This window comes from Echinicola arenosa (assembly GCF_014841125.1).
In the GTDB taxonomy this organism is placed as follows: Bacteria; Bacteroidota; Bacteroidia; order Cytophagales; family Cyclobacteriaceae; genus Echinicola; species Echinicola arenosa.
Window position 1 is genome coordinate 452004 of the sequence record NZ_JACYTQ010000002.1, and the last position, 21613, is coordinate 473616.

Here is a 21613-nt window from a genome sequence, read left to right on the forward strand (position 1 = left end):
CTTGTTTTGTACAGATGTGCAAAGGTATAAATTATTGACCGATAATGATTTTCTTTTTCAAGATTTCTACCAAATAAGCAGCCTAAATGATCAATGGTTTTACACATTTACAAAATATTGTCTAGCTTTAGGGGCAAAATTTACCGTTAACTCAAATATAGAGCATGAAGAGAAATTATTTTGTGGCCGCCGCCATGGGTCTAATGGTATCCTGGCAAGCCACTGCACAGCAGCAATCTCTGGCTGACAAATACGCCAGTACAATCAAGGACACCGATCTAGAAGAATATCTTACTTATCTTGCTTCTGATGAATTGGAAGGAAGAGATACCGGTAAAAAAGGACAAAAGTTAGCAGCAGAATACTTATCAAATTTCTACCAAGAAAACGGTCTTGAAGGTCCTGTAAACGGATCTTATACGCAACCATTTTCTCTGGCTAGTGTTTCGTGGGGTGATTTAGAATTAAAAGTAGGCAAGCAAAGTCTTGTAAACAACGAGGATTTTGTATTCATAGGCGATGGAGATGCCAAAAGAACCAAAACCGACTTGGTTTTCTTGGGATTGGCCAATGAAGAGAATCTTGCCAAAGTAGATGTTGAAGGTAAATTTGTAGGTTTGTGGGCCATTGGACAAAGAGCCAATGACTTACTTGACAAGATTTGGGAGGCAGGTGCTACCGGAGTTATTGTCGTAACCATGGAAGGACAGGCTAACTTTGACAGATTGGCCAACAGGTACAAGTCATTGAGTGGCAGAGGCCGTTTGGGCTTTGACAAACCCACCCAGCAAAAACCAGTGTACTTGGTAAGCTCTGAAAAAATGGCAAGTCTTTTTGGCAAGTCCGTTGACGAGCTAAAAGAAGCCGCCAAAAGCAATCCTGAAAGCATTCCTGCCCAGAAAGCTCGATACAAGATAGAAAAGGTTAAGGAAATGGTTTCTACGGAAAATGTTATGGGCTACCTTGAAGGAACTGATAAGAAAGAAGAAGTATTGGTTATTTCTTCTCATTATGACCACGTAGGCATCAACAGCAAAGGTGAAATCAACAACGGTGCTGACGATGATGGTTCTGGAACCGTTTCTGTTATGGAAATCGCTCAAGCTTTTGCTACTGCCGCCAAAGAAGGTAACCGCCCAAGAAGATCTGTCCTTTTCTTGAATGTTACTGGAGAGGAAAAAGGACTTTTAGGATCTGAATATTATACGGACAATCCTATTTTCCCACTTGAAAACACGGTAAACAACCTGAACATTGACATGGTGGGAAGAATTGATTATGAATACCAAGATGCCGAAAACCAGGATTATGTCTATGTAATTGGTTCAGAAATGTTGGCTTCACAATTGAAGACTATCATTGAGTACAACAACATTACTCATACTGACCTCATCTTGGACTATCGTTATGATGCAGAAGATGATCCCAACAGGTTCTACTACCGTTCTGACCATTACAACTTCGCTAAGCACAATATCCCTGTTGCTTTCTTCTTTAATGGCGTGCATGATGATTATCACCAGCCTACAGATACTGTAGAAAAGATTGAGTTTGAGTTAATGCAAAAAAGAGCCCGATTGATTTTCTATACTGCTTGGGACCTCGCCAATAGAGAGCACAAAACTCCTGTAGATGGCAGCAATGACAGAGGTACAAGGTAAAAGAAATAAAGGCGAATAGCTGAACACCAAAATTATAAAGCCGGAAAATCGATCGATTTTCCGGCTTTATAATTTTATTGACTTAATGTAAATATGGAATTAATGCACTTTTGCTTATCTCCATCTGAGGAATAATGATAACCAATTCTCTCTCCTTCTATTTCATAAATGAGCTTTGAGAGTTTCACTTTGTCAGACATTACTTTTCTTATTTCAGGAATATACCTTGCATATTCTATCACCACGTTTTCCTGATAGCCTTGCATTTCTTTTAGGCCGATTGGATCCCAAGCTATTAGTATTTCGTTGATTTTAATGTCTACAGCATCCAGCTTTCTGTAAAATTCTCTAATTCGTTTTCTTGCAGGTATCATGCTTTAAGATTTCCCTATTAAATAAAACCCGCTTTTGACTCAAAGTGCATTTTTACCTTTTACCGCCTTTCTTTTTCATCTGGTTCCTATTCCTTTTGGCCTTACTGTTTTTATTGCCGCGTACTTTTTTCTTTTCTGGATTATAATGAGGGTTTTTATTGGCCCTAGGCTTTTTTTCATGAAAGGCCCCTTTAAAGTCTGGATTTTCCTTCCTCTTTTGGCTATCAATCTCCCGATCATAAATTTGCTTCTCCGCAAAAGGAGTATCTGTAACTTTCACCTCTGCTGGAATTGCGGATTCCTCCACCTCCATACGGATGATCTCTTCTATTTTTTCAAAATGGTATTCTTCTGCTGGGTTGATAAAAGTAAAAGCTGCTCCCTCCTGCTCTGCTCTTCCCGTACGACCAACCCGATGCACATAATCCTCATAAATCAATGGCACATCAAAGTTCACCACATGACTCACCATGCTGATATCCAAACCTCTGGAGGCCACATCTGTCGCCACCAAAATCCGCACATCTCCTGCCTTAAAATCGTCCACCGAGTTGATCCGGGTATTTTGGCCTTTATTGGCATGAATCACCCTGATTTCTCCATGCTTTCTCCTTTCCAAATATTGAAAAACCGCTTCTGCATTTTTTCTGGACTTGGTAAATACAATCACCCTTTTAATTTCCTCATTTTTCAGTAAATGATCCAAAAGGTTAATCTTGGTTTTGAGATTGGGCACAAAATACTTTGTTTGGGCCACTGTATCTGCTGTAGTTGCCTGAAGCGCGATCTCTATTCGCTCTGGAAATTCCAAAAATTCTTGGGAGATTCGCTCCACCCTATCTGAGAAAGTGGCAGAAAAAAGTAAATTCTGGCGCTTAACCGGAATTACTTCCAAAATCGAACGGATCTGCGGCATAAACCCCATATCCATCATTTTGTCCGCCTCATCCAGCACCATGGTCTTGATCTCTCTCACAAAGATGTTACCCTTGCCATAAATATCCATAAATCTTCCGGGCGTAGCGATCACAATATCCACTCCCGCCTGAATTTTCTCTATCTGCGGCGTTGGACCTATTCCGCCATACAAACAGACATATCTCAGGTCTGTATATTTGCCCAGCTCAATAATCGACTGCTCAATCTGCATCACCAACTCACGGGTCGGTGCCAAAATCAAAGCTCTTGGATGCATTCCCTGAGCATATTTGACCTTCATCAAAATGGGCAATACATAAGCCGCAGTTTTTCCTGTACCCGTTTGGGCTATTCCCAAAATATCCTGTCCAGCCAATGCCAAAGGAATGGCCTGCTCTTGAATCGGTGTTGGCTTGGTATACCCCGCCTCCTTTACAGCTTCCAAAAGCTGCTTGTTTATTTTAAAATTCTCAAAAGACTGCGGCCTATCAGACATGATTTATTAATTTTATCTTCAAATTAGATTTAGGGAATATTTGACTCCTATAAACTCCAATCAAAACAAAAATGATGAAGCGCATATTGATCACTGATGCAAATATAGTAAATGAAGGTAAGATTACCCGTGGAGATGTTTTCATCCAAGACGGTTTGATCTTTTCTACAGGTGGTAACCTTAAGGATTTTGAAGCCGACATTACCATTGAAGCTAATGGAAAATACCTACTCCCAGGTCTAATTGATGATCAAGTACACTTCAGAGAACCCGGCCTAACCCATAAGGCAGAAATCTACACGGAAGCCAAGGCTGCCGTAGCCGGGGGGATAACCTCATTCATGGAAATGCCCAATACAGTGCCCCAATCTACCACTTTAGAACTGTTGGAGGAAAAATATAAAATTGCTTCTGAAAAATCATTGGCCAATTATTCCTTCTATCTAGGCGCTACCAATGACAACTTAGATGAGCTTTTGAAGGCAGATCCTGAAAACATCTGTGGCATCAAAGTTTTTCAAGGTTCTTCCACTGGCAATATGCTCGTCGACAATCAAGAAACATTGGAAAATATTTTTGAAAAATGTAAAATGCTTATCGCTACACACAGCGAAAATGATGATATCATCAAAGCCAACCTGGATAAATACTTAGCAGAGTACGGGGAAGATATCCCTATAAAGTATCACCCAAAAATCCGTTCGGCAGAAGCTTGCTATGATGCGTCCAAAAGAGTAGTGGACTTAGCAAGGAAACACGGCACCAAACTACACATCCTGCACATCAGTACAGCCAAAGAAGTCCTGCTTTTTGACAATACTTTACCACTGGAAGAAAAAAGAATCACCGCAGAAGCTTGTGTACACCACTTGTGGTTCTCAGAGGAAGATTATGATGAGAAAGGGACTTTGATCAAATGGAATCCAGCTGTTAAATCCAGTGAAGATAGAGAGGAAATATTAAAGGGTGTGCTTGATGACCATATCGATGTTATTGCCACTGACCATGCTCCCCACACCTTGGAAGAAAAGGATAATGTCTACACCAAAGCTCCTTCTGGTGGGCCTTTGGTACAACATAACCTAGTTGCCTTATTGGAAATGTACCATCAAGGAAAAATAAGCTTAGAAGAAATCGTTCAAAAGACCAGTCATAATGTAGCTATCCTTTTTGAAATTGAGAAAAGAGGCTATATCAGACCCGGATATTTTGCTGACCTGGTGTTGGTTGACCTCGATTCTCCTTGGGAGGTGAATAAAGAAAACATTCTTTCTAAGTGTGGGTGGTCTCCTTTTGAGGGGCAAACTTTCCAGTCAAAAGTCACGCACACAATTGTTTCCGGACACTTAGCGTACGAAAACGAGACATTTCATGAAGAACAAAAAGGACAACGTTTGAAATTTTCCAGAAAATAATCTGATTTAACTATTGTTTGGAAAAAAACCGTGTATTACCTTTGCAATCCAATCAGGAGAAAGACCTGATAAAAGATAAAAAATGGTGGTTGTAGCTCAGCTGGTTAGAGCGCTGGTTTGTGGCACCAGAGGTCGTCGGTTCGAACCCGATCTTCCACCCAAAACCCCTCAAAATTTTGAGGGGTTTTATTTTTATAGAAGCAGCAAGGAACTAAAATGGCATGTATTTTGTCTGTCAGATTAAATAATCAAAAATTATTCTAGTAATGTTTACATTATTCAAATCAACTCCGGTCATCCCAAAGGTAAAACCAGTCAATTTGAAAGATATTCAGTTGTACATGGCAAAATTCGAGGAATCCCTCAGAAACTTTGATGAGATACAAAAAGAGAATGTTAACACAATAATAAGATAACACACAAAAGGTCATGTTTCCATGACCTTTATTTTTTGCCTTTATATTTTTCTTTTCCGACTATTGGAGTATTTTTATATACCACTCAAAATCACTAAATCATACTCCATGAGCTACATCCATTTTGATAAGACGGAATTAATCAATCTTAATTATTCCCTCGAAAAAGAAATTATTCGATCTAACCGATCAGGCTGCTATACCAGCACCACCATAATTGGATGTAATACACGGAAATATCACGGACTGCTTGTTGCTCCCCAACCACAAATTGATTCGCAACTACATGTCCTTCTGTCCACCATCCATGAGACCGTCATCCAACGCGGCGCCAGCTTCAACCTTGGTATCAGCAAATACCCAGGCAACTACTCTCCCAGAGGTCACAAATACCTGGAAGACTATAGCTCAGAACCGATCCCAAATCTGATCTATAGAGTAGGCGGTGTTGTATTACAAAAAGAAATCATCCTTGACACCACCGCTGACAGAATGATGATCAAATACACCTTGTTGGACGCCCACTCCCCTACAACTTTAAGACTTAGTCCCTATTTAGCTTTCAGAGGATACCATGCACTTTCCAAAGCCAATACTTATGTCAACAAGAAATATTTGAAAGTACCTAATGGTGTTCAATTTAAACTTTACGATGCTTACTCTCCACTTTCTTTACAGATCTCCAAAGAAAACGAGTTTGTACCAGCGCCAGATTGGTATTATAATATTGAATACATCCAAGAAAAAGAAAGAGGCTATGACTATCAGGAAGACCTATATGTCCCAGGATTTTTTGAATTTGATATTGAAAAAGGAGAATCGGTTATTTTCTCAGCGGGCCTAGAGGACGCTGACCCTTCGAGTTTGAAAGGTGCATTTAACAGGGAATTGAAGAGAAGAACACCTCGGGATAATTTTGAAAACTGCCTTCGCAATTCTGCAGGCCAATTTATCAGCCGAAGAGGAGATGAAACCAGAGTCATCGCCGGTTATCCATGGTTTGGCTGGTGGGGAAGGGATACTTTTATCTCTCTACCAGGACTAACACTTACACTTGGTGATAAGGATACTTTTTTGGAAGTAATGAAAACCATGTCCAGAGATATCAATGGAGCCATGTTTCCTAATGTCGGCAGTGGTGTTGAGACCAACCAAAAAACAATAGATGCCCAGCTTTGGTATTTCTGGGCATGGCAACAGTATGAAAAATTCACTGGCGATAAAGCCACTATCATCAATGATTATCTCCCCAAATTAAAAGGCATTATTGAGGGTTTCTTAGCCGGTACCGACTTTAATATAAAGGTACTGGACAACGGGCTTCTATACGGAGGCCAAAAAGGTGCTGCCCTCACCTGGATGGATGCTGTCACTTCAGATGGGCCTGTAACCCCAAGGATTGGTTGCCCAGTTGAAATCAATGTTTTGTGGTATAATGCTCTTTGCTTCTATCATGAGCTTACTGGAGAAGATTTTGCAAAAGAACTTGCTGACAAGGTAAAAACATCCTTTTTGGAAACTTTCTGGAGCAGTGAAAAAGGCTACTTAGCTGATGTCGTTAATGATGGCAAAAAAGATTGGTCAATCAGGCCCAATATGGTTTTCGCCACCTCACTTCCTTACAGCCCCCTTGAGGACACACAGAAAGCAGCAATTTTAGAGGTCGTAAAACTTAATCTCCTTACCCCTCGAGGACTAAGAACTCTCGCACCAAGCGACCCTGATTACAAAGGCTACTATCAGGGCAATCAGTATCAAAGAGACAACGCTTACCATCAAGGAACGGTTTGGCCATGGCTGCTTGGACACTTTGTGGAAGGCTATCTTAAAATACATGGTAAATCAGGTAAAAACATGATTGAAAAGCTTATTTTAGGCTTTGATGACACCATGTCCCAATATGGCGTTGGAACCATTGCTGAAATTTATGACGGCGATCCCCCTCACAGACCAAAAGGAGCTATCTCCCAAGCTTGGAGTGTAGCCGAGTTACTTAGAATCATGCATTTAGTTAGTCAACTTTAAATATATTTTTTATGAAGGTATTAATGTTTGGATGGGAATTTCCGCCACATATTTCCGGCGGGTTGGGGACAGCTTGTTATGGACTACTAAAAGGAATGGCCCAATATAACCATGAAGTTATATTTGTTGTCCCCAAGTTATGGGGAGATGAAGACCCTTTGGCTGACTTTGTCAGCGCGAGTGATGTAGAGATTGATTATCGTGAAAAGAGGTTTAAGGAAATCTGGAAAAACCTAACTTATTTGGAAGTCAGTTCTTTTCTCATCCCGTATTTGGGACCAGAAGAATATGCTCGCTTTACAGACAAATCCCTACATGACAGGACTGACGTCGATGAAAGTATCTTTTCCAATAAGTTTTCCTTTAGTGGAAAATATGGCAAAGACTTAATCATGGAAGTATCAAGGTATGCCTTAGTTGCCGCTCAAATTGCAAAAAGCAAAGAGCACGATATCATCCATGCGCATGACTGGCTTTCTTTTCCTGCCGGGATAGCTGCAAAAAAAATAAGCGGCAAACCCTTGGTTGTCCATGTGCATGCGACAGAATTTGACCGTTCTGGAGAAAATGTTAATGATCGTGTTTTTGAAATTGAAAAATCTGGAATGGAAGCGGCAGATAAAATCATTGCCGTAAGCCATTTGACAAAGAGAACCATCATTACCAAATATGGCATTCCAGAAGAAAAAGTCACTGTCATCCACAATGCCGTGCTTGATATCAGCATTATAAAAAGTAATGCCCGAAAAAAAGTACCTGAAAAAATAGTCACCTTCCTTGGGAGAATTACCTTCCAAAAAGGACCTGAATACTTTATCGAAGCCGCCAACAAAGTTTTGAAGAAAGACGACAACGTTCGTTTTGTAATGGCAGGTTCTGGAGATTTGCTTAACCGTATGATTGACAGGGTGGCTGAGTTGCGAATTGCCACCAAATTTCATTTTACAGGATTCCTCAAAGGCAATGATGTAGATCAGATGTTTGCTATCAGTGATGTCTACGTGATGCCTTCCGTATCGGAGCCTTTTGGAATTTCTCCTTTGGAAGCCGTCAGACACAACACACCGGTTATCATCTCCAAACAATCTGGCGTGGCAGAAGTACTGACCAATGCCATCAAAATAGATTTCTGGGATATTGACGCCATGGCAGATGCTATTTTTGCTTTGCTTCATTACCAAGGCATCTCCAACATGTTCCGCAGTTGCGGGAGTGAAGAACTCAAGAAAATGAAATGGGAACATGTCGCTGAAAAAATCTTCTCTCTTTATGCTCAAACCTTAACTGTAAATAATCCATGAGAACCATTTGCTTTTACTTCCAGGTTCATCAGCCCTACCGTCTGAAACCTTATCGCTTCTTCGACATTGGGGAAGATCACTATTATTGGGACGATTTTGCCAACAAAAGCATTATGCGAAAAGTAGCTGAAAAATGCTACTTACCAATGAATCAACTCCTTTTGGAATTAATCCAAAAGTATGATGGAAAATTCAAGGTCAGCTTTTCGCTTTCTGGTGTATTTATGGACCAAATGGAAGAGTACGCTCCTGATGTTTTGGAAAGTTTCCAAAAACTGGTTGCGACTGGACATGCTGAATTATTGAACGAAACCTATGCGCACGCCCTAGCAGCCTTAAAAAGCAAAGAGGAATTCCATGATATGGTGCGGAAGCAACAAGATAAAATAAAAAAACTATTCAATGGCTACACCCCAAAAGTTTTCAGAAACACTGAGCTAATTTACTCAGATGTGATTGGGGAAATGGTAGCTGAGTTGGGTTATGAAGCCATTCTTACAGAGGGTGCCAAGCACATTTTGGGCTGGAAAAGCCCTAATTATGTCTATTGCAATGCCATTGAACCCAAACTCAAAGTGTTGCTCAAAAACTTCCGTCTAAGTGATGACATCGCCTTTAGGTTTGGTGAAAAAGCTTGGGCAGACTGGCCTTTGACCACTGACAAGTTTGTCAATTGGATCAACCAAATCCCACAAGAAGAAGAGGTCATCAATCTATTTATGGACTATGAAACTTTTGGGGAACACCAATGGGCAGAAAGTGGCATTTTTGATTTTATGAGTCACCTCCCGGAAGCAGTTTTTTCCAATTCCAATTTTACTTTCTCCACCCCATCAGAGGTAGTCAAAGAAGTACCACCTGTTGGCAAAATACATGTTCCCGTGCCAATCTCTTGGGCTGATGAAGAACGTGATTTGACGGCTTGGCTTGGAAATGATTTACAGGATGAAGCCTTTGATAGGTTATATGAATTGGAGCATTTGGTCAAGCAGTCCAAAGATCCAGAGATTCAAAAAGACTGGAAATACCTTCAGACCAGCGATCATTTCTATTATATGTGTACCAAATTCTTCTCCGATGGTGACATCCATGCTTATTTCAGCCCTTATGAAAGTCCATATGAAGCTTTTATCAATTATATGAATGTACTTAGCGACTTTATGTTAAGACTGAAGAAAGAACAAGAAACCCCTGTAGTTGAGTAGTAAATATAAAAATAGCCCGGATTTCTCCGGGCTATTCCTTTTCTAGACCTCTACGTCTTCCACATTTTTGAAATAAACTTGTTTATCCGCATCCAAATCGACTAGTACTGCCGCATCATTTTTAATGTAACCACTGAGAATCTGCTTAGACAATTCATTCAATATCAGTCTCTGCATCGTTCGTTTCAACGGCCTAGCACCAAATTGTGGGTCAAAACCTACTTCACCTAAGTAATCCAAGACTTCTCTGGTAGCGTCTATCTCAATGCCTGAATCTGCCAATCTATGTTGGATCTCTTTCCATTGAATATCCACAATCTTACGGGTAATCTCTCTGTTCAATGGCTCAAACATGATTGTCTCATCTATCCGGTTAAGAAATTCCGGCCTTACGGATTTTTTCAACAACTCAAATACTTCTGCTTTGGTTTGATCTAGCACCTGCTCCTTGTTCCACTCTTCCATACTCGCAAATCGCTCCTGAATAAGTGAGGAACCTATATTGGTAGTCAGAATAATAATCGTATTCTTAAAGTTGGCCAACCTACCTTTATTATCCGTCAACCTTCCATCATCCAAAACCTGGAGCAATATATTGAATACATCAGGGTGAGCCTTCTCTAATTCATCCAAGAGAATCACAGAAAAAGGTTTTCTCCTGACCGCCTCAGTCAATTGACCTCCTTCATCATAGCCTACATAACCAGGAGGCGCTCCTACCAACCTACTCACCGCATGCCTCTCTTGGTACTCAGACATATCGATACGAACCATGGCATTTTCGTCATTGAAAAGATATTCTGCCAAAGCCTTTGCCAACTCAGTTTTACCCACACCAGTGGTACCCATAAAGATAAAGCTTCCAATCGGACGTTTCGGATCCTGAAGTCCTGCACGGCTTCTCCTTACAGCGTCCGATAAGGCCGCTATAGCCTCTTTTTGTCCGGCCACTCTTTTACTTAAATGATCCTCCAAGTGTAATAGCTTCTCCCTTTCGCTTTCCAACATCCTTGACAGTGGTATCCCTGTCCACTTAGCCACAACTGACGCTACATCTTCTGCATCTACTTCCTCTTTCAGCAATGGAGACCCTTTTTGCATATCATTTAACTGCCGTTTGAAGGACTCCAGTTTGTTTTCGCTTTCCGTGATCTTTCCATAACGGATCTCTGCTACCTTTCCAAAATCACCAGCACGCTCTGCTTGATCAGCTTCCAGCTTGTATTTATCTATATTCTCCTTTTCCCTTCGGATCCCCATGATCACCGCCTTTTCACTTTCCCACTTGGCTTTCACAGATTGCCTTTTTTCAGAAAGCTCTGCAATCTCCTTGCTCAAGACAGTTTCCTTATCCTTATTTTTTTCCCTTCTGATGGCCTCACGTTCAATTTCTAACTGCATTATCCTACGGTTGAGCTCATCAAGCTCTTGAGGCAAGGAATCAATTTCCATCCTTAGTTTTGCCGCGGCCTCATCCATCAAGTCAATGGCCTTATCTGGTAGAAAACGATCTGAAATGTAACGCTGTGACAGCTCAACAGCCGAAATCACCGCATCGTCTTTTATTCGCACTCCATGGTGCAACTCGTATTTATCCTTGATTCCTCGGAGAATCGAAATCGCATCAGCAGTATCAGGTTCGTCCACCATTACAGCCTGAAACCTTCTTTCCAATGCTTTGTCTTTCTCCACATATTTCTGATACTCCTTTAAGGTAGTTGCCCCGATCGCATGCAATTCACCTCGTGCCAAAGCTGGCTTCAATAAATTGGCCGCATCCATGGCGCCTTCTCCACCACCGCCAGCACCAATCAAGGTGTGAATCTCATCTATGAACAAGATGATTTGACCATCTGAATCTGTTACTTCCTTAATAACCGCTTTGAGCCTTTCTTCAAACTCTCCCTTATATTTGGCTCCAGCCACTAGCAAGCCCATATCCAGAGAAATCAAGGTTTTTGACTTCAAATTCTCAGGGACGTCACCACTAACAATCCTTTGGGCCAAACCTTCCACAATAGCAGTCTTACCTACTCCAGGTTCTCCCAAAAGAATAGGGTTGTTTTTGGTCCTTCTTGCCAAAATCTGAAGTACCCTCCTGATCTCTTCATCTCGGCCAATTACCGGATCTATTTTACCTTTTTTGGCCAATTCATTAAGGTTTTTGGAATACTTCTCCAATGACCTATATTTTGCTTCCGCATTTTGGTCGGTCACTTTATTTCCTTGTCTCAATTCTTTAATAGCTTCAATCAAAGCCTTTTCTGTAACGCCTTGATCCTTAAGCAACTGACTAGTCTTATCCCCAGCTGACAATACCCCCAAAAGCAAATGTTCGATTGCGACAAACTCATCTCCAAAAGTTTTCAAATACCCTTTGGCTTTGGTCAATACCTGATTACCCGAGTTGGAAAGATAGGGTTGTTGTCCACTAACTTTTGGGTAAGAGTTGATGATTTCTTCCAATTTTTGAGTCACCATTTTTTGGTTTACACCCAATTTTTTGAAAACGAAATCCACCACACTCTCATCCTCAGATAAAATACCCTTTAGCAAGTGAGCTGGTTCTATGGCTTGCTGCTGCTCAGCCATGCACAACTCCGCTGCCTTCTGAACAGCCTCTTGTGATTTGATGGTAAATTGTTTGAAATCCATTTTATATCTATCTTTTTTTTTCAAATTTTTATCTGAGCAAACTGCTCGAGAATACTTTAATCAAAAGAAGCACCAAAAGCTAATCCGATCCATTTTCGGAAAAAATGACCGAACTAAAACCTGAAAAATTAATTTTCAGGACTTTTTGACAGTAAAATTGCAAGATTCAAAGAAACTTAAGCCGCTTTGTCCATTCACATACTGTTTATAACTCAATACATTTTCCTACCTTTGCATCATGAGCAAGGGTGAGAAAAAGGATATTAGAAAATTCAGTCTTGAAGAGCTTCAGGATTTCTTTCTTTCTGTAGGAGATAAAAAATTCAGGGCCAAACAAGTTTATGACTGGCTATGGAGCAAGTCATTGAAGAACTTTGATGACATGACCAATATCTCCCTTCCCACCCGTGAAATGCTGAAGGAGAACTTCACCATCAACCATGTAAAGGTTGACCTGATGCAGCATTCCACCGATGGCACCATTAAGAATGCGGTCAAGTTATTTGATGACAAGATCGTCGAATCAGTTTTGATCCCTACGAGCAAAAGGATTACCGCTTGCGTTTCCTCCCAAGTAGGCTGTAGCCTCGACTGCAACTTCTGCGCAACAGCAAGGCTAAAACGTATGAGAAACCTTAACCCTGATGAAATTTATGATCAGGTAGTTGCGATCAAAGAAGAAGCTGACACCTATTTTCAGCGCCCACTTACCAATATTGTTTTTATGGGCATGGGAGAACCATTGCTTAACTACGCTAATGTAATTGAAGCCATAGATAAAATCACTTCACCAGAGGGACTAGGCATGGCACCAAGGAGAATCACACTATCCACCGTAGGCATCCCTAAGATGATCAAAAAAATGGCTGATGATGAAGTAAAATTTAACCTCGCTATTTCTCTACATTCTGCCATCAATGAGACAAGAAGCAGACTGATGCCTATCAATGACAAAAGCCCCTTGGAAGAACTAGCAGAGGCTTTAAAATATTGGTATTATAAAACGAAAAGTAAGGTCACTTACGAATATGTGATCTGGGATGGTGTCAATGATGACGAGGCACACGCAAAGGCCTTGGCAAAATTTTGCAAACACATCCCTTCAAAAGTAAATATCATTCAATACAACCCCATTGACGAAGGCGAATTCCGTCAAGCCTCTCAGGAAGCTGTTGACATGTATGTCCGTATTCTTGAATCCCAAGGCATCATCGCCAAAGTAAGAAAATCCAGGGGGCAGGACATAGATGCAGCTTGTGGGCAGTTGGCCAATAAAAATGAAGTCGCCAGCATCTAAACTAATTTTGAGTCATTAACCTTTTATTTTTTTCATCCTTTTATGGAAAAAGAATAAAGCCCAAGCTATTTAACAAAAACCTTGGTTCAGTTTTTGTGTTTTCTTAAATCAAAACTTTTAAACTTTTATTACCATGAAAAAACTATTATTACTTGGCCTATTTGCATTGACCGTATCTTTTGCACAGGCCCAATCCGTAGGAGATGTTAGATTACAATTTGGAGGCGATTTTGGTTTTGATACAGAAGCTTTTGGATTAAATTTTGGTGGAGAATATTTAATCACCGATCAGATTTCTGCCGCACCAAACTTTACCATCTATTTTCCAGAAAGGGGAAATGCCAGCACGCTCAACATCGACGCAAGATATTACTTTACCCGTGACTTACTTCAGTGGTATGGCCTAGTAGGATTTACAAACAACTGGTGGTCAGTAGATTTTATGGGCGTTACCGCCAAAGAAAGTAGAGCAGGCGCAAATATTGGTGCCGGCGGTGTTCTTAAATTTGCAGATAATTTAGCGTTTAACCCAGAATTGAAATACCAAGCACAAAGTGGTGGTCAAGCTGTATTTAGATTGGCACTGGTCTATTTTTTACCTTAATATCATTCTGAAATCAAAACTTTTACCAGCATGAAAAAACTATTATTACTTGGCCTATTTTCATTGTCTGTATCATTTTTACAGGCCCAATCCGCACGGGATGTAAGATTACAGTTAGGAGCTGATTATAACTTCTATGTTGAAGCGTTTGGTTTGAACTTTGGTGGTGAATATTTGATTACGGATCAGGTTTCAGTGGCCCCTAATTATAGCATCTATTTCCCTGAAAGAGGAAATGCAAGTAATTTAAACATTGACGCTCGCTATTATTTCACAAAGGACATATTACAATGGTATGGCCTAGTGGGGTTTTCCAATAATTGGATATCTTTTTCAGATGATATTTTTGGCGATGTGAAATCAAGTAATGCTGGCGCAAACATTGGAGTTGGCGGAGTCTTAAAGTTTACAGACAGCTTCGCATTTAATCCAGAGTTTAAATACCAAGCCCAGAAACATGGACAGACTGTTTTTAGATTTGCTTTAGTCTATTTTATAAATCATAAATGACCTCTCTAAATTAAATCAAAAAGGCTCCAGTAGGAGCCTTTTTGATTTAATTATATACTACTTTCCCAATCATCCAAAGCTGCTCTTACCGAACCAAACTTCAACAGCCTTTCTTTAGCTGGATTCTCTTCCAGACCAGTTGCCTCCATGATCATTCGAGTACCTCTTTCCACCAATTTTTTATTGGAAAGCTGCATATTGACCATTTTGTTACCTTTAACCTTTCCCAACTTGATCATCACAGCAGTAGAAATCATATTTAGCACCAACTTCTGGGCTGTCCCTGCTTTCATCCTGGTACTTCCGGTCACAAACTCAGGCCCCACCACTACCTCTATGGGATATTCCACTGACGCTGCCAATGGAGAACCAGCATTACAGGTAATACAGCCTGTAAGCAAACCATTTTCCTTGGCTGTCTTTACTCCACCTATCACGTAAGGAGTGGTTCCTGAAGCCGCAATTCCAATGACCGTATCCAACTTATTGATACCATTAGCCTTCAAATCAAGCCAAGCTTGCTTTGGATCATCCTCCGCATTTTCAACAGCCATACGTATTGCAGAATCTCCCCCAGCAATTAAACCAATAACCATATCATGGGAAACCCCATATGTCGGAGGACACTCGGATGCATCCAAGATCCCTAATCTTCCACTAGTTCCCGCTCCTATATAAAACAATCTCCCACCTTGTTTCATCTTAGCCAAGATCTGCTCTATTAGCCTTTCAATTTCAGGTAAGACTTTATTGACAGCTTGGGGTACTGTCTGGTCTTCCCTATTAATATTGGCAATCAATTCCTCAACACTCATTGCCTCCAAATTATCGTAATTAGAGCTACTTTCGGTCGTTCTCATTTTTCGTTTTTGTGGTATAATGTCAATCCCGCTATGGGGCTTTCTAGAATTAAATTAACGGATATCCCAAAATCATTGGCTGCCTTTCTTAGGATATCACTATTATAATAAGCTACTGAGCCAACAAAGCTTACTTTCTTTTTTTCAAAATGAGGATACTTCATCACATGCTTTTTAAAAAAATCCCTAAAAGCATTATAATATAGCATATAACAGTATGGATCTGATACATGTTCTGTGATGAATCTGCAAAAGCTTGCAAGATATCTTCCCGGAAAAGGCTTCTTGTAAACATTTTCCTGAATAGACTGAATATCCAGGTTGAAATAGCTCATGGTTTCCTGCCTAATATTACTAGGCATTTCATCATGGATAAAGTCTTGCAAAAACTTCTTTCCTACATAAGATCCTCCTCCCTCATCACCTAATACAAAACCCGGAGAGGGTCGGCTGTTGATAATATCATAACCGTCATAATCGCAGCTATTAGACCCTGTACCTAAAATACAAGCTATCCCTGCTTCATGCCCACAGGTAGCCCTAGCTGCCGCCAATAGATCATGGTCTACCATAATGTTCGCCTTTCTAAAAATATGTTGTAGCGCCTGGCTTACACTCCTTTTATTAATATCAGAGGAACATCCAGCGCCATAGTAATAAATAGAGAGCACCTCTTCTTTGAGATTGAGCAAAAATTCATCACTTAACTCTGTAGCCATCTCTTCAGGAGATTGATAGTAAGGGTTAAATCCAACCCCTCTAAATTGAGTGACATTCCCTTTCTGGTCAATGCCTCTCCAATCCGTTTTGCTCGATCCGCTATCTGCTATTAATATCATCGTGTTACAACAATTGACCTATGGGTTCAAATTTGTCAAAAACATTTTCATTATGTGGGGCATCTGGCAATTCATCGGTTAAATCCTGCCCTGCCCAGTGCTCATAATGTTTACCATTCTTCCAAAGTCTGGACTGGCTTACATCATATATCTTTCCCTTATATGCCACCCAAATCTCTGGTCTGTCCTGCCCATTTCGCAACGCCAATTGTTGCTTGGTATATGTCTTCATGCTCAGTACAATTTAAGCTGGGCATTGATCCATCTTTCAGGTATTTCACCACGTTGGGCAGTTTGGTAATCCTGATAACTACAAGGAATTATCGTATCCCTTTCAAATTTCTCCCTGCTACCTTGCGGAACTTCCATCCACCACTTCCCGCTCAGTTTACTTTTATAGAAAATGATAGTGGACGGTTTAGAATCCAAAGACACAGTATACTTTGTATAATCATTGCTCTTAAACGAAAGACTGTCCTTCCTATGATAAAATCCTTCAATAAAATACCAAACCATGGTAGCCATGACAGATGCGGTTTTAAACCTTTGGTCATCAAAAAAAGGTTGATAACCATACAGCCCCACTGAACTGAGCTTCTCGTTCATTCCAGCAAACCAGCATATCTGGCAAGCTTCTTCAGCTGTCAAACCGAAGGGTTGCGCATCTGCAGCACCAGGAGCGTCAGCAGACTGAATGGAACATACATCAAAACTCAATAAGTCTGCATTTCTGATCAAAGGCTCAATCTCTTTAAAATTGTCCCTTAACTGGCCCAGCCTTACATGATCAAAATACAATTTTTCCATGACATTAACCAGATCATGATCAGTCAAAAAACTCTGATAAGCTAACTGGGTATAGTTGAAAAGAAAATTGGGCTGGTGCAATATGATATCTTGAGAATGAACCTCATAAGGAGTTCCTTCATCTTCCATATCAACTTTGGCATCCACAGTCAACATACTTACTAACTTCTTCATTCCCTCATAAGAAAGGTATTGACCAAAATCGAGATCGTGAGAGCCACCAATATAAATAGGCAAAATCTGTTGCCTCATCAACTCTTCTCCTACCATTTGGATGCGCAAATAGGTCTCTTTAAGATCCATTCCGTTTCTCAAATTCCCTAAGTCAACTATTTTATAATGGGATTGTCCTTTCTTTAATTTATACAGCTTCCTACGAACTTCATGCGCTGCTTGGTCTACCGTCTCATTCTCTTCCATACCCCTGGATTCCTCTAAGCCAATGATCGCAATCTGAACCCCCTGTAAATCAGGAAACAGTTCACCATGGTAATTAATGTGCTTAAAGAAAGTATTATGAGCATAATTTTTTTGGGTGATGCTCTCAGGTACAGGATCAAAGAATATATTAAAGTCCATATAAGGTTGTTTTGGAAGACTGAACCCTATTCCATCATAATTGGGTGTCCAATCTCCCCTTGGAAATCTAAGGTGAATAATGTGCAAACTCAGTATTCAAAAATAAGCAAAAAAAATGAGGGTAATAAAAAAGTCCTGCTTTTGCAGGACCCTTTTCATTTAACCACCGAAGTCGTCAAATCTGATATTTTCTTTTGGAACACCCATGTCATCCAACAGCTTCAAAACAGCTGAGTTCATCAATGGAGGCCCACAAAGATAGTATTCTACTTCATCTGGCTCAGGATGATCTTTCAAGTAGTTATCATAAAGTACTTGGTGGATAAATCCAACATATCCGTCACCTTCTTTGTCGTCCAATGACTTTTTGATCTTCCAATTATCTTCAGGAAGTGGCTCAGAGAGACCAATATTGAAGTTGAAGTTAGGGAAATCTTTTTCGATATCTCTAAAATGAGGAACATAGAATAGCTCCTTTTTAGAACGTCCACCGTACCAGTAAGAAACTTTTCTATCCGTTTTTTCCGTGTGGAACAAGTGGAAGATGTGAGATCTCAACGGAGCCATACCTGCACCACCACCAATGTAGATCATTTCTCTTTGGGTAGGGTTGATATGGAACTCACCATAAGGACCTGAAATAGTTACTTTATCTCCTTTCTTACGAGAGAACACATAAGATGAACAAACACCAGGATTAACATCCATCCATTTATTATTGGCCCTATCCCAAGGCGGAGTAGCAATACGGATGGTCAACATCACAATATTACCTTCAGCTGGGTGGTTGGCCATAGAGTAGGCTCTGAAAAGCTCTTCGTCATTTTTCATCACCAATGACCAAAGACCAAATTTGTCCCAGTCACTTTGGTACACATCCGCTGGGTGACCCAATTCTGGATGTGGAGTGATGTCTATATCTTTAAAGTTTACAGTAATCGCAGGAACATCGATTTGTATATATCCACCAGATTCAAAATCCAAGGTCTCTCCTTCTGGAAGCTTCACCACAAATTCTTTGATGAATGTGGATACGTTATAGTTAGAGACTACTTCGCATTCCCACTTCTTGATACCGAAGATTTCTTCTGGAATACGGATTCTCATATCCTGTTTTACTTTTACCTGGCATGAAAGTCTAACATTGCTTTGCTGCTCAGAACGGCTAAGGTGGCCAACTTCAGTTGGAAGGACCTCTCCTCCACCATCTTCTACCGTACATTTGCACATGGCACAAGTACCACCACCACCGCAAGCGGAAGGAAGGAAGATTTTCTTTGCACCAAGGGTAGAGAGTAAGGTGGAGCCTGCAGAAGCAGTAAGCGGATTAGCTTCATCTCCATTAATAATGATTTTCACATCTCCTGAAGCCACAAGCTTAGACTGGGCAAACAGCAGAATGAAAACAAGTAGCAAAATAATCAAAGTAAATGCTACAATTGAAGTAATGATTACTGAACTCATTTAATAATGCTTTTTCTAGTTCTCTTTCAGTATATAAAGCGCCTCATTTGAGGAGTACAAATATATTTATTATTCCCTAAAATCGACGACCGTTCGGGTAATTTTTAAACTTAATTACCGCTATAACTCATTAGTTATTCAATAGGTTTAACAATGTAGTCAGCCTATTCTTTAATTGACGTCTATCTACGATAAAGTCCAAAAAGCCATGCTCCTGAACAAATTCCGCACTTTGGAAACCTTTAGGAAGATCCTTACCAATGGTCTCACGAATAACCCTTGGCCCCGCGAACCCAATTAGTGCTCCAGGTTCAGATATATTAAAATCTCCCAACATCGCATAAGAAGCAGTCACCCCGCCTGTTGTTGGATCAGTCAATAGTGAAATATAAGGGATTTTTGCTTCGTCCAACAAGGCCAATTTTGCAGAAGTCTTGGCCATTTGCATCAAGCTAAAACCTGCTTCCATCATGCGGGCACCTCCTGATTTGGATATCATAAGGAAAGGCATCTTGTTCTTCAATGAATAATCAATCGCCCTTGCAATTTTCTCGCCAACAACAGACCCCATAGAACCACCAATAAAGCCAAAATCCATACAAGCCACTACGATGTCCAATCCGTTCATTTTACCATGAGCTGAGCGAACGGCATCCTTGAGGCCAGTTTTACTGATTGTTGCTTCTATTCTGGAAGTATAAGGTTTGCTATCAACAAAGTTCAAGGGATCACCTGAAGTCATTTCAGCATCCAATTCCTCAAACTCATTGTTATCAAACAAAATCTCAAAGTACTCCTTTGAGCCAATTTTTACATGAAAGTCATCATCTGGACAAACAAAAGCGTTGTTCTTTAACTCTCTTGTATGAATGATATTTCCTTTTGGAGTTTTGAACCAAAGACCGTCTGGCGCGTCTTTTTTCTCCTTTGTTGAGGTTTTGATTCCTGCGTCTTTTCTCTTAAACCAAGCCATATATAGTAGTTTTAAGGCTGAAAATTTCTTTTCAGGGACTACAAATTTATATGGAATATCCGTTAAATAAAATGAATTGTCGCTTTCTCGTATTTACCTATACATTTAATCGCTCGATTCATCCTTCTCTTTGTCCATCAAAACCCTTGTTTTAGGCAATGAACTTGGATATTTCTCTTGGATATAGATAATCATTTGTTCCCGGATAAAACACCTTAAGTCAAAAGCAGAGGGGCTATCACGGGCACTCATTAGACACCTTAGTTCTATTGTTGTTTCCTTTATGTCCGTCACCTGAAGTACCTGCACTTTGCCATCCCACAAATCTGTACTCTCCAATAGCTCCTTCAGTTTGTCCTTGAGATCAGAAATAGGGATGGTATGGTCAACATAAATAAATACCGTTCCCCAAATGTCAGCAGTTGTTCTGGTCCAATTTTGAAAAGGATTCTCCAAAAAATAATAAATAGGAAGTACCAATCGACGTTGATCCCAAATACACACCACCACATAAGTTAAATTTATCTCCTCAATCTTGCCCCACTCTCCTTCCACCACCACTACATCATCAATACGGATAGGCTGGGTAAATGCTATCTGGAACCCCGCCAACAAATTGGCTATGGACTTTTGGGCAGCTAAACCAATGATGATACCAGCCACTCCTGCTGATGCCAACAGGCCTTGCCCTATTTCTCTTGCCTGATCAAAACTCATTAAAATTGCTGCAGCGGCTATAATAATAATCACCACGGCCACTAGCTTTTGAACAAAACTAATTTGAGTGATCATCCTTCTCTCCTTTAGGTTATCCTGCTTGTCGAAGGACAAGTGTTCCACAAAGTAATACTTCAAGACATTGACAAACTCCAACAATATCCACGAAAGGTTGATGATAAAGAGAATTTTAAAAATTCTCATCTCACTTAAAAACCTCCATTCTTCTGGAGAAACCCTAGGTTCAACAAAGGGGAAAAGCACAAAAAAAAGCCCCCACTTTACAGCTTGGGAAAATTTTTGAATGGCTTTCTTTCCAGAATGGGAATGAGGTTTAAACAAAAATTTCCTCAAAATTTTAAACACAAGCCATACTAACACATGGCTAATTACAAGTGCTGCAATCGTAATCAGGACAAATAATATCTTGTCATTCATTTGAATGGAGTTTAAGTGACCAATGAATAAGCAAGGTTTTTTTGAGTTTATTACTCTAA

At 40.3% G+C, this 21613-nt stretch carries 18 protein-coding genes and 1 tRNA gene; 9 read left to right on the forward strand and 10 right to left on the reverse strand.

The genetic code is table 11. The features are described 5' to 3' along the window. The first annotated feature begins 164 nt into the window (after positions 1-164). The gene (locus tag IFO69_RS06730; protein WP_192009305.1) at positions 165-1661 is read left to right on the forward strand and encodes a M28 family peptidase; all 1497 of its coding nucleotides are present in this window, start codon (positions 165-167) and stop codon (positions 1659-1661) included. 74 nt (positions 1662-1735) lie between these two features. Here the strand turns inward: IFO69_RS06730 and IFO69_RS06735 are convergent, their stop codons facing one another. Both IFO69_RS06735 and IFO69_RS06740 read right to left on the reverse strand, forming a co-directional pair. Continuing rightward, entirely contained in the window at positions 1736-2035 is a 300-nt protein-coding gene (locus IFO69_RS06735; RefSeq protein WP_192009306.1) for a hypothetical protein, read from the reverse strand. Positions 2036-2087: 52 nt separating this feature from the next. Next, positions 2088-3449, reverse strand: a complete 1362-nt coding sequence (locus IFO69_RS06740) for a DEAD/DEAH box helicase (RefSeq protein WP_192009307.1) — start codon at positions 3447-3449, stop codon at positions 2088-2090. 74 nt (positions 3450-3523) lie between these two features. On the opposite strand from IFO69_RS06740, the gene IFO69_RS06745 reads away from it, so the two are divergent. The 5 genes from IFO69_RS06745 (at position 3524) to IFO69_RS06765 (ending at position 9811) form a co-directional block, all read left to right on the forward strand. After that, complete coding sequence (locus IFO69_RS06745; protein ID WP_192009835.1) at positions 3524-4864, forward strand: dihydroorotase; 1341 nt, start codon at positions 3524-3526, stop codon at positions 4862-4864. 84 nt (positions 4865-4948) lie between these two features. Further along, positions 4949-5024, forward strand: a tRNA-His gene (locus tag IFO69_RS06750). Between the two features lie 364 nt (positions 5025-5388). Next, complete coding sequence (locus tag IFO69_RS06755) at positions 5389-7305, forward strand: amylo-alpha-1,6-glucosidase (RefSeq protein WP_192009308.1); 1917 nt, start codon at positions 5389-5391, stop codon at positions 7303-7305. Positions 7306-7316: 11 nt separating this feature from the next. Further along, the gene (locus IFO69_RS06760) at positions 7317-8606 is read left to right on the forward strand and encodes a glycosyltransferase family 4 protein (RefSeq protein WP_192009309.1); all 1290 of its coding nucleotides are present in this window, start codon (positions 7317-7319) and stop codon (positions 8604-8606) included. Beyond that, complete coding sequence (locus tag IFO69_RS06765; protein ID WP_192009310.1) at positions 8603-9811, forward strand: glycoside hydrolase family 57 protein; 1209 nt, start codon at positions 8603-8605, stop codon at positions 9809-9811. Before IFO69_RS06760 ends, IFO69_RS06765 begins: the two co-directional genes overlap by 4 nt. Before the next feature lie 42 nt (positions 9812-9853). Here the strand turns inward: IFO69_RS06765 and clpB are convergent, their stop codons facing one another. Continuing rightward, positions 9854-12466 carry an ATP-dependent chaperone ClpB gene (gene clpB, locus IFO69_RS06770; protein ID WP_192009311.1) on the reverse strand — a complete coding sequence of 871 codons (2613 nt, stop codon included), beginning with the start codon at positions 12464-12466 and terminating at the stop codon, positions 9854-9856. Positions 12467-12704: 238 nt separating this feature from the next. On the opposite strand from clpB, the gene rlmN reads away from it, so the two are divergent. From rlmN to IFO69_RS06785, 3 genes are all read left to right on the forward strand, one after another. Continuing rightward, a complete protein-coding gene (gene rlmN, locus IFO69_RS06775; RefSeq protein ID WP_192009312.1) occupies positions 12705-13763 on the forward strand; it encodes a 23S rRNA (adenine(2503)-C(2))-methyltransferase RlmN in 1059 nt (352 codons plus the stop codon). Positions 13764-13896: 133 nt separating this feature from the next. Beyond that, positions 13897-14367 (forward strand): outer membrane beta-barrel protein, encoded by a 471-nt coding sequence (locus tag IFO69_RS06780; RefSeq protein ID WP_192009313.1) that lies wholly within the window; start codon positions 13897-13899, stop codon positions 14365-14367. 30 nt (positions 14368-14397) lie between these two features. Further along, positions 14398-14877 (forward strand): outer membrane beta-barrel protein, encoded by a 480-nt coding sequence (locus IFO69_RS06785; RefSeq protein ID WP_192009314.1) that lies wholly within the window; start codon positions 14398-14400, stop codon positions 14875-14877. Between the two features lie 50 nt (positions 14878-14927). On the opposite strand, the gene murQ is transcribed toward IFO69_RS06785, so the two are convergent. From murQ to IFO69_RS06820, 7 genes are all read right to left on the reverse strand, one after another. Then, entirely contained in the window at positions 14928-15737 is an 810-nt protein-coding gene (gene murQ / locus IFO69_RS06790) for an N-acetylmuramic acid 6-phosphate etherase (protein WP_192009315.1), read from the reverse strand. Further along, positions 15734-16576 (reverse strand): N-acetylglucosamine kinase, encoded by an 843-nt coding sequence (locus tag IFO69_RS06795; RefSeq protein ID WP_192009316.1) that lies wholly within the window; start codon positions 16574-16576, stop codon positions 15734-15736. Before IFO69_RS06795 ends, murQ begins: the two co-directional genes overlap by 4 nt. Positions 16577-16580: 4 nt before the next feature. Then, positions 16581-16808 carry a cytochrome b5 domain-containing protein gene (locus tag IFO69_RS06800; protein WP_192009317.1) on the reverse strand — a complete coding sequence of 76 codons (228 nt, stop codon included), beginning with the start codon at positions 16806-16808 and terminating at the stop codon, positions 16581-16583. A gap of 2 nt (positions 16809-16810) precedes the next feature. Then, positions 16811-17962, reverse strand: coding sequence for a formimidoylglutamase (locus IFO69_RS06805; RefSeq protein ID WP_192009318.1), 1152 nt, complete (start codon positions 17960-17962; stop codon positions 16811-16813). Between the two features lie 159 nt (positions 17963-18121). Beyond that, a complete protein-coding gene (gene nqrF, locus IFO69_RS06810; RefSeq protein WP_192009319.1) occupies positions 18122-19426 on the reverse strand; it encodes an NADH:ubiquinone reductase (Na(+)-transporting) subunit F in 1305 nt (434 codons plus the stop codon). Between the two features lie 130 nt (positions 19427-19556). Next, positions 19557-20399: an acetyl-CoA carboxylase, carboxyltransferase subunit beta gene (gene accD / locus IFO69_RS06815; RefSeq protein WP_192009320.1), complete on the reverse strand. Its 843-nt coding sequence runs from the start codon at positions 20397-20399 to the stop codon at positions 19557-19559. Between the two features lie 105 nt (positions 20400-20504). Continuing rightward, positions 20505-21554 (reverse strand): mechanosensitive ion channel family protein, encoded by a 1050-nt coding sequence (locus IFO69_RS06820; protein ID WP_192009321.1) that lies wholly within the window; start codon positions 21552-21554, stop codon positions 20505-20507. Positions 21555-21613 lie beyond the last annotated feature (59 nt).

What these genes read in the sequence shown, in the direction of transcription:
- IFO69_RS06730 (WP_192009305.1), top strand. Translation starts at nt 165, where the DNA reads ATGAAGAGAAATTATTTTGTGGCCGCCGCCATGGGTCTAATGGTATCC.
- IFO69_RS06735 (WP_192009306.1), bottom strand. Translation starts at nt 2,035, where the DNA reads ATGATACCTGCAAGAAAACGAATTAGAGAATTTTACAGAAAGCTGGAT.
- IFO69_RS06740 (WP_192009307.1), bottom strand. Translation starts at nt 3,449, where the DNA reads ATGTCTGATAGGCCGCAGTCTTTTGAGAATTTTAAAATAAACAAGCAG.
- IFO69_RS06745 (WP_192009835.1), top strand. Translation starts at nt 3,524, where the DNA reads ATGAAGCGCATATTGATCACTGATGCAAATATAGTAAATGAAGGTAAG.
- IFO69_RS06755 (WP_192009308.1), top strand. Translation starts at nt 5,389, where the DNA reads ATGAGCTACATCCATTTTGATAAGACGGAATTAATCAATCTTAATTAT.
- IFO69_RS06760 (WP_192009309.1), top strand. Translation starts at nt 7,317, where the DNA reads ATGAAGGTATTAATGTTTGGATGGGAATTTCCGCCACATATTTCCGGC.
- IFO69_RS06765 (WP_192009310.1), top strand. Translation starts at nt 8,603, where the DNA reads ATGAGAACCATTTGCTTTTACTTCCAGGTTCATCAGCCCTACCGTCTG.
- clpB (WP_192009311.1), bottom strand. Translation starts at nt 12,466, where the DNA reads ATGGATTTCAAACAATTTACCATCAAATCACAAGAGGCTGTTCAGAAG.
- rlmN (WP_192009312.1), top strand. Translation starts at nt 12,705, where the DNA reads ATGAGCAAGGGTGAGAAAAAGGATATTAGAAAATTCAGTCTTGAAGAG.
- IFO69_RS06780 (WP_192009313.1), top strand. Translation starts at nt 13,897, where the DNA reads ATGAAAAAACTATTATTACTTGGCCTATTTGCATTGACCGTATCTTTT.
- IFO69_RS06785 (WP_192009314.1), top strand. Translation starts at nt 14,398, where the DNA reads ATGAAAAAACTATTATTACTTGGCCTATTTTCATTGTCTGTATCATTT.
- murQ (WP_192009315.1), bottom strand. Translation starts at nt 15,737, where the DNA reads ATGAGAACGACCGAAAGTAGCTCTAATTACGATAATTTGGAGGCAATG.
- IFO69_RS06795 (WP_192009316.1), bottom strand. Translation starts at nt 16,576, where the DNA reads ATGATATTAATAGCAGATAGCGGATCGAGCAAAACGGATTGGAGAGGC.
- IFO69_RS06800 (WP_192009317.1), bottom strand. Translation starts at nt 16,808, where the DNA reads ATGAAGACATATACCAAGCAACAATTGGCGTTGCGAAATGGGCAGGAC.
- IFO69_RS06805 (WP_192009318.1), bottom strand. Translation starts at nt 17,962, where the DNA reads ATGGACTTTAATATATTCTTTGATCCTGTACCTGAGAGCATCACCCAA.
- nqrF (WP_192009319.1), bottom strand. Translation starts at nt 19,426, where the DNA reads ATGAGTTCAGTAATCATTACTTCAATTGTAGCATTTACTTTGATTATT.
- accD (WP_192009320.1), bottom strand. Translation starts at nt 20,399, where the DNA reads ATGGCTTGGTTTAAGAGAAAAGACGCAGGAATCAAAACCTCAACAAAG.
- IFO69_RS06820 (WP_192009321.1), bottom strand. Translation starts at nt 21,554, where the DNA reads ATGAATGACAAGATATTATTTGTCCTGATTACGATTGCAGCACTTGTA.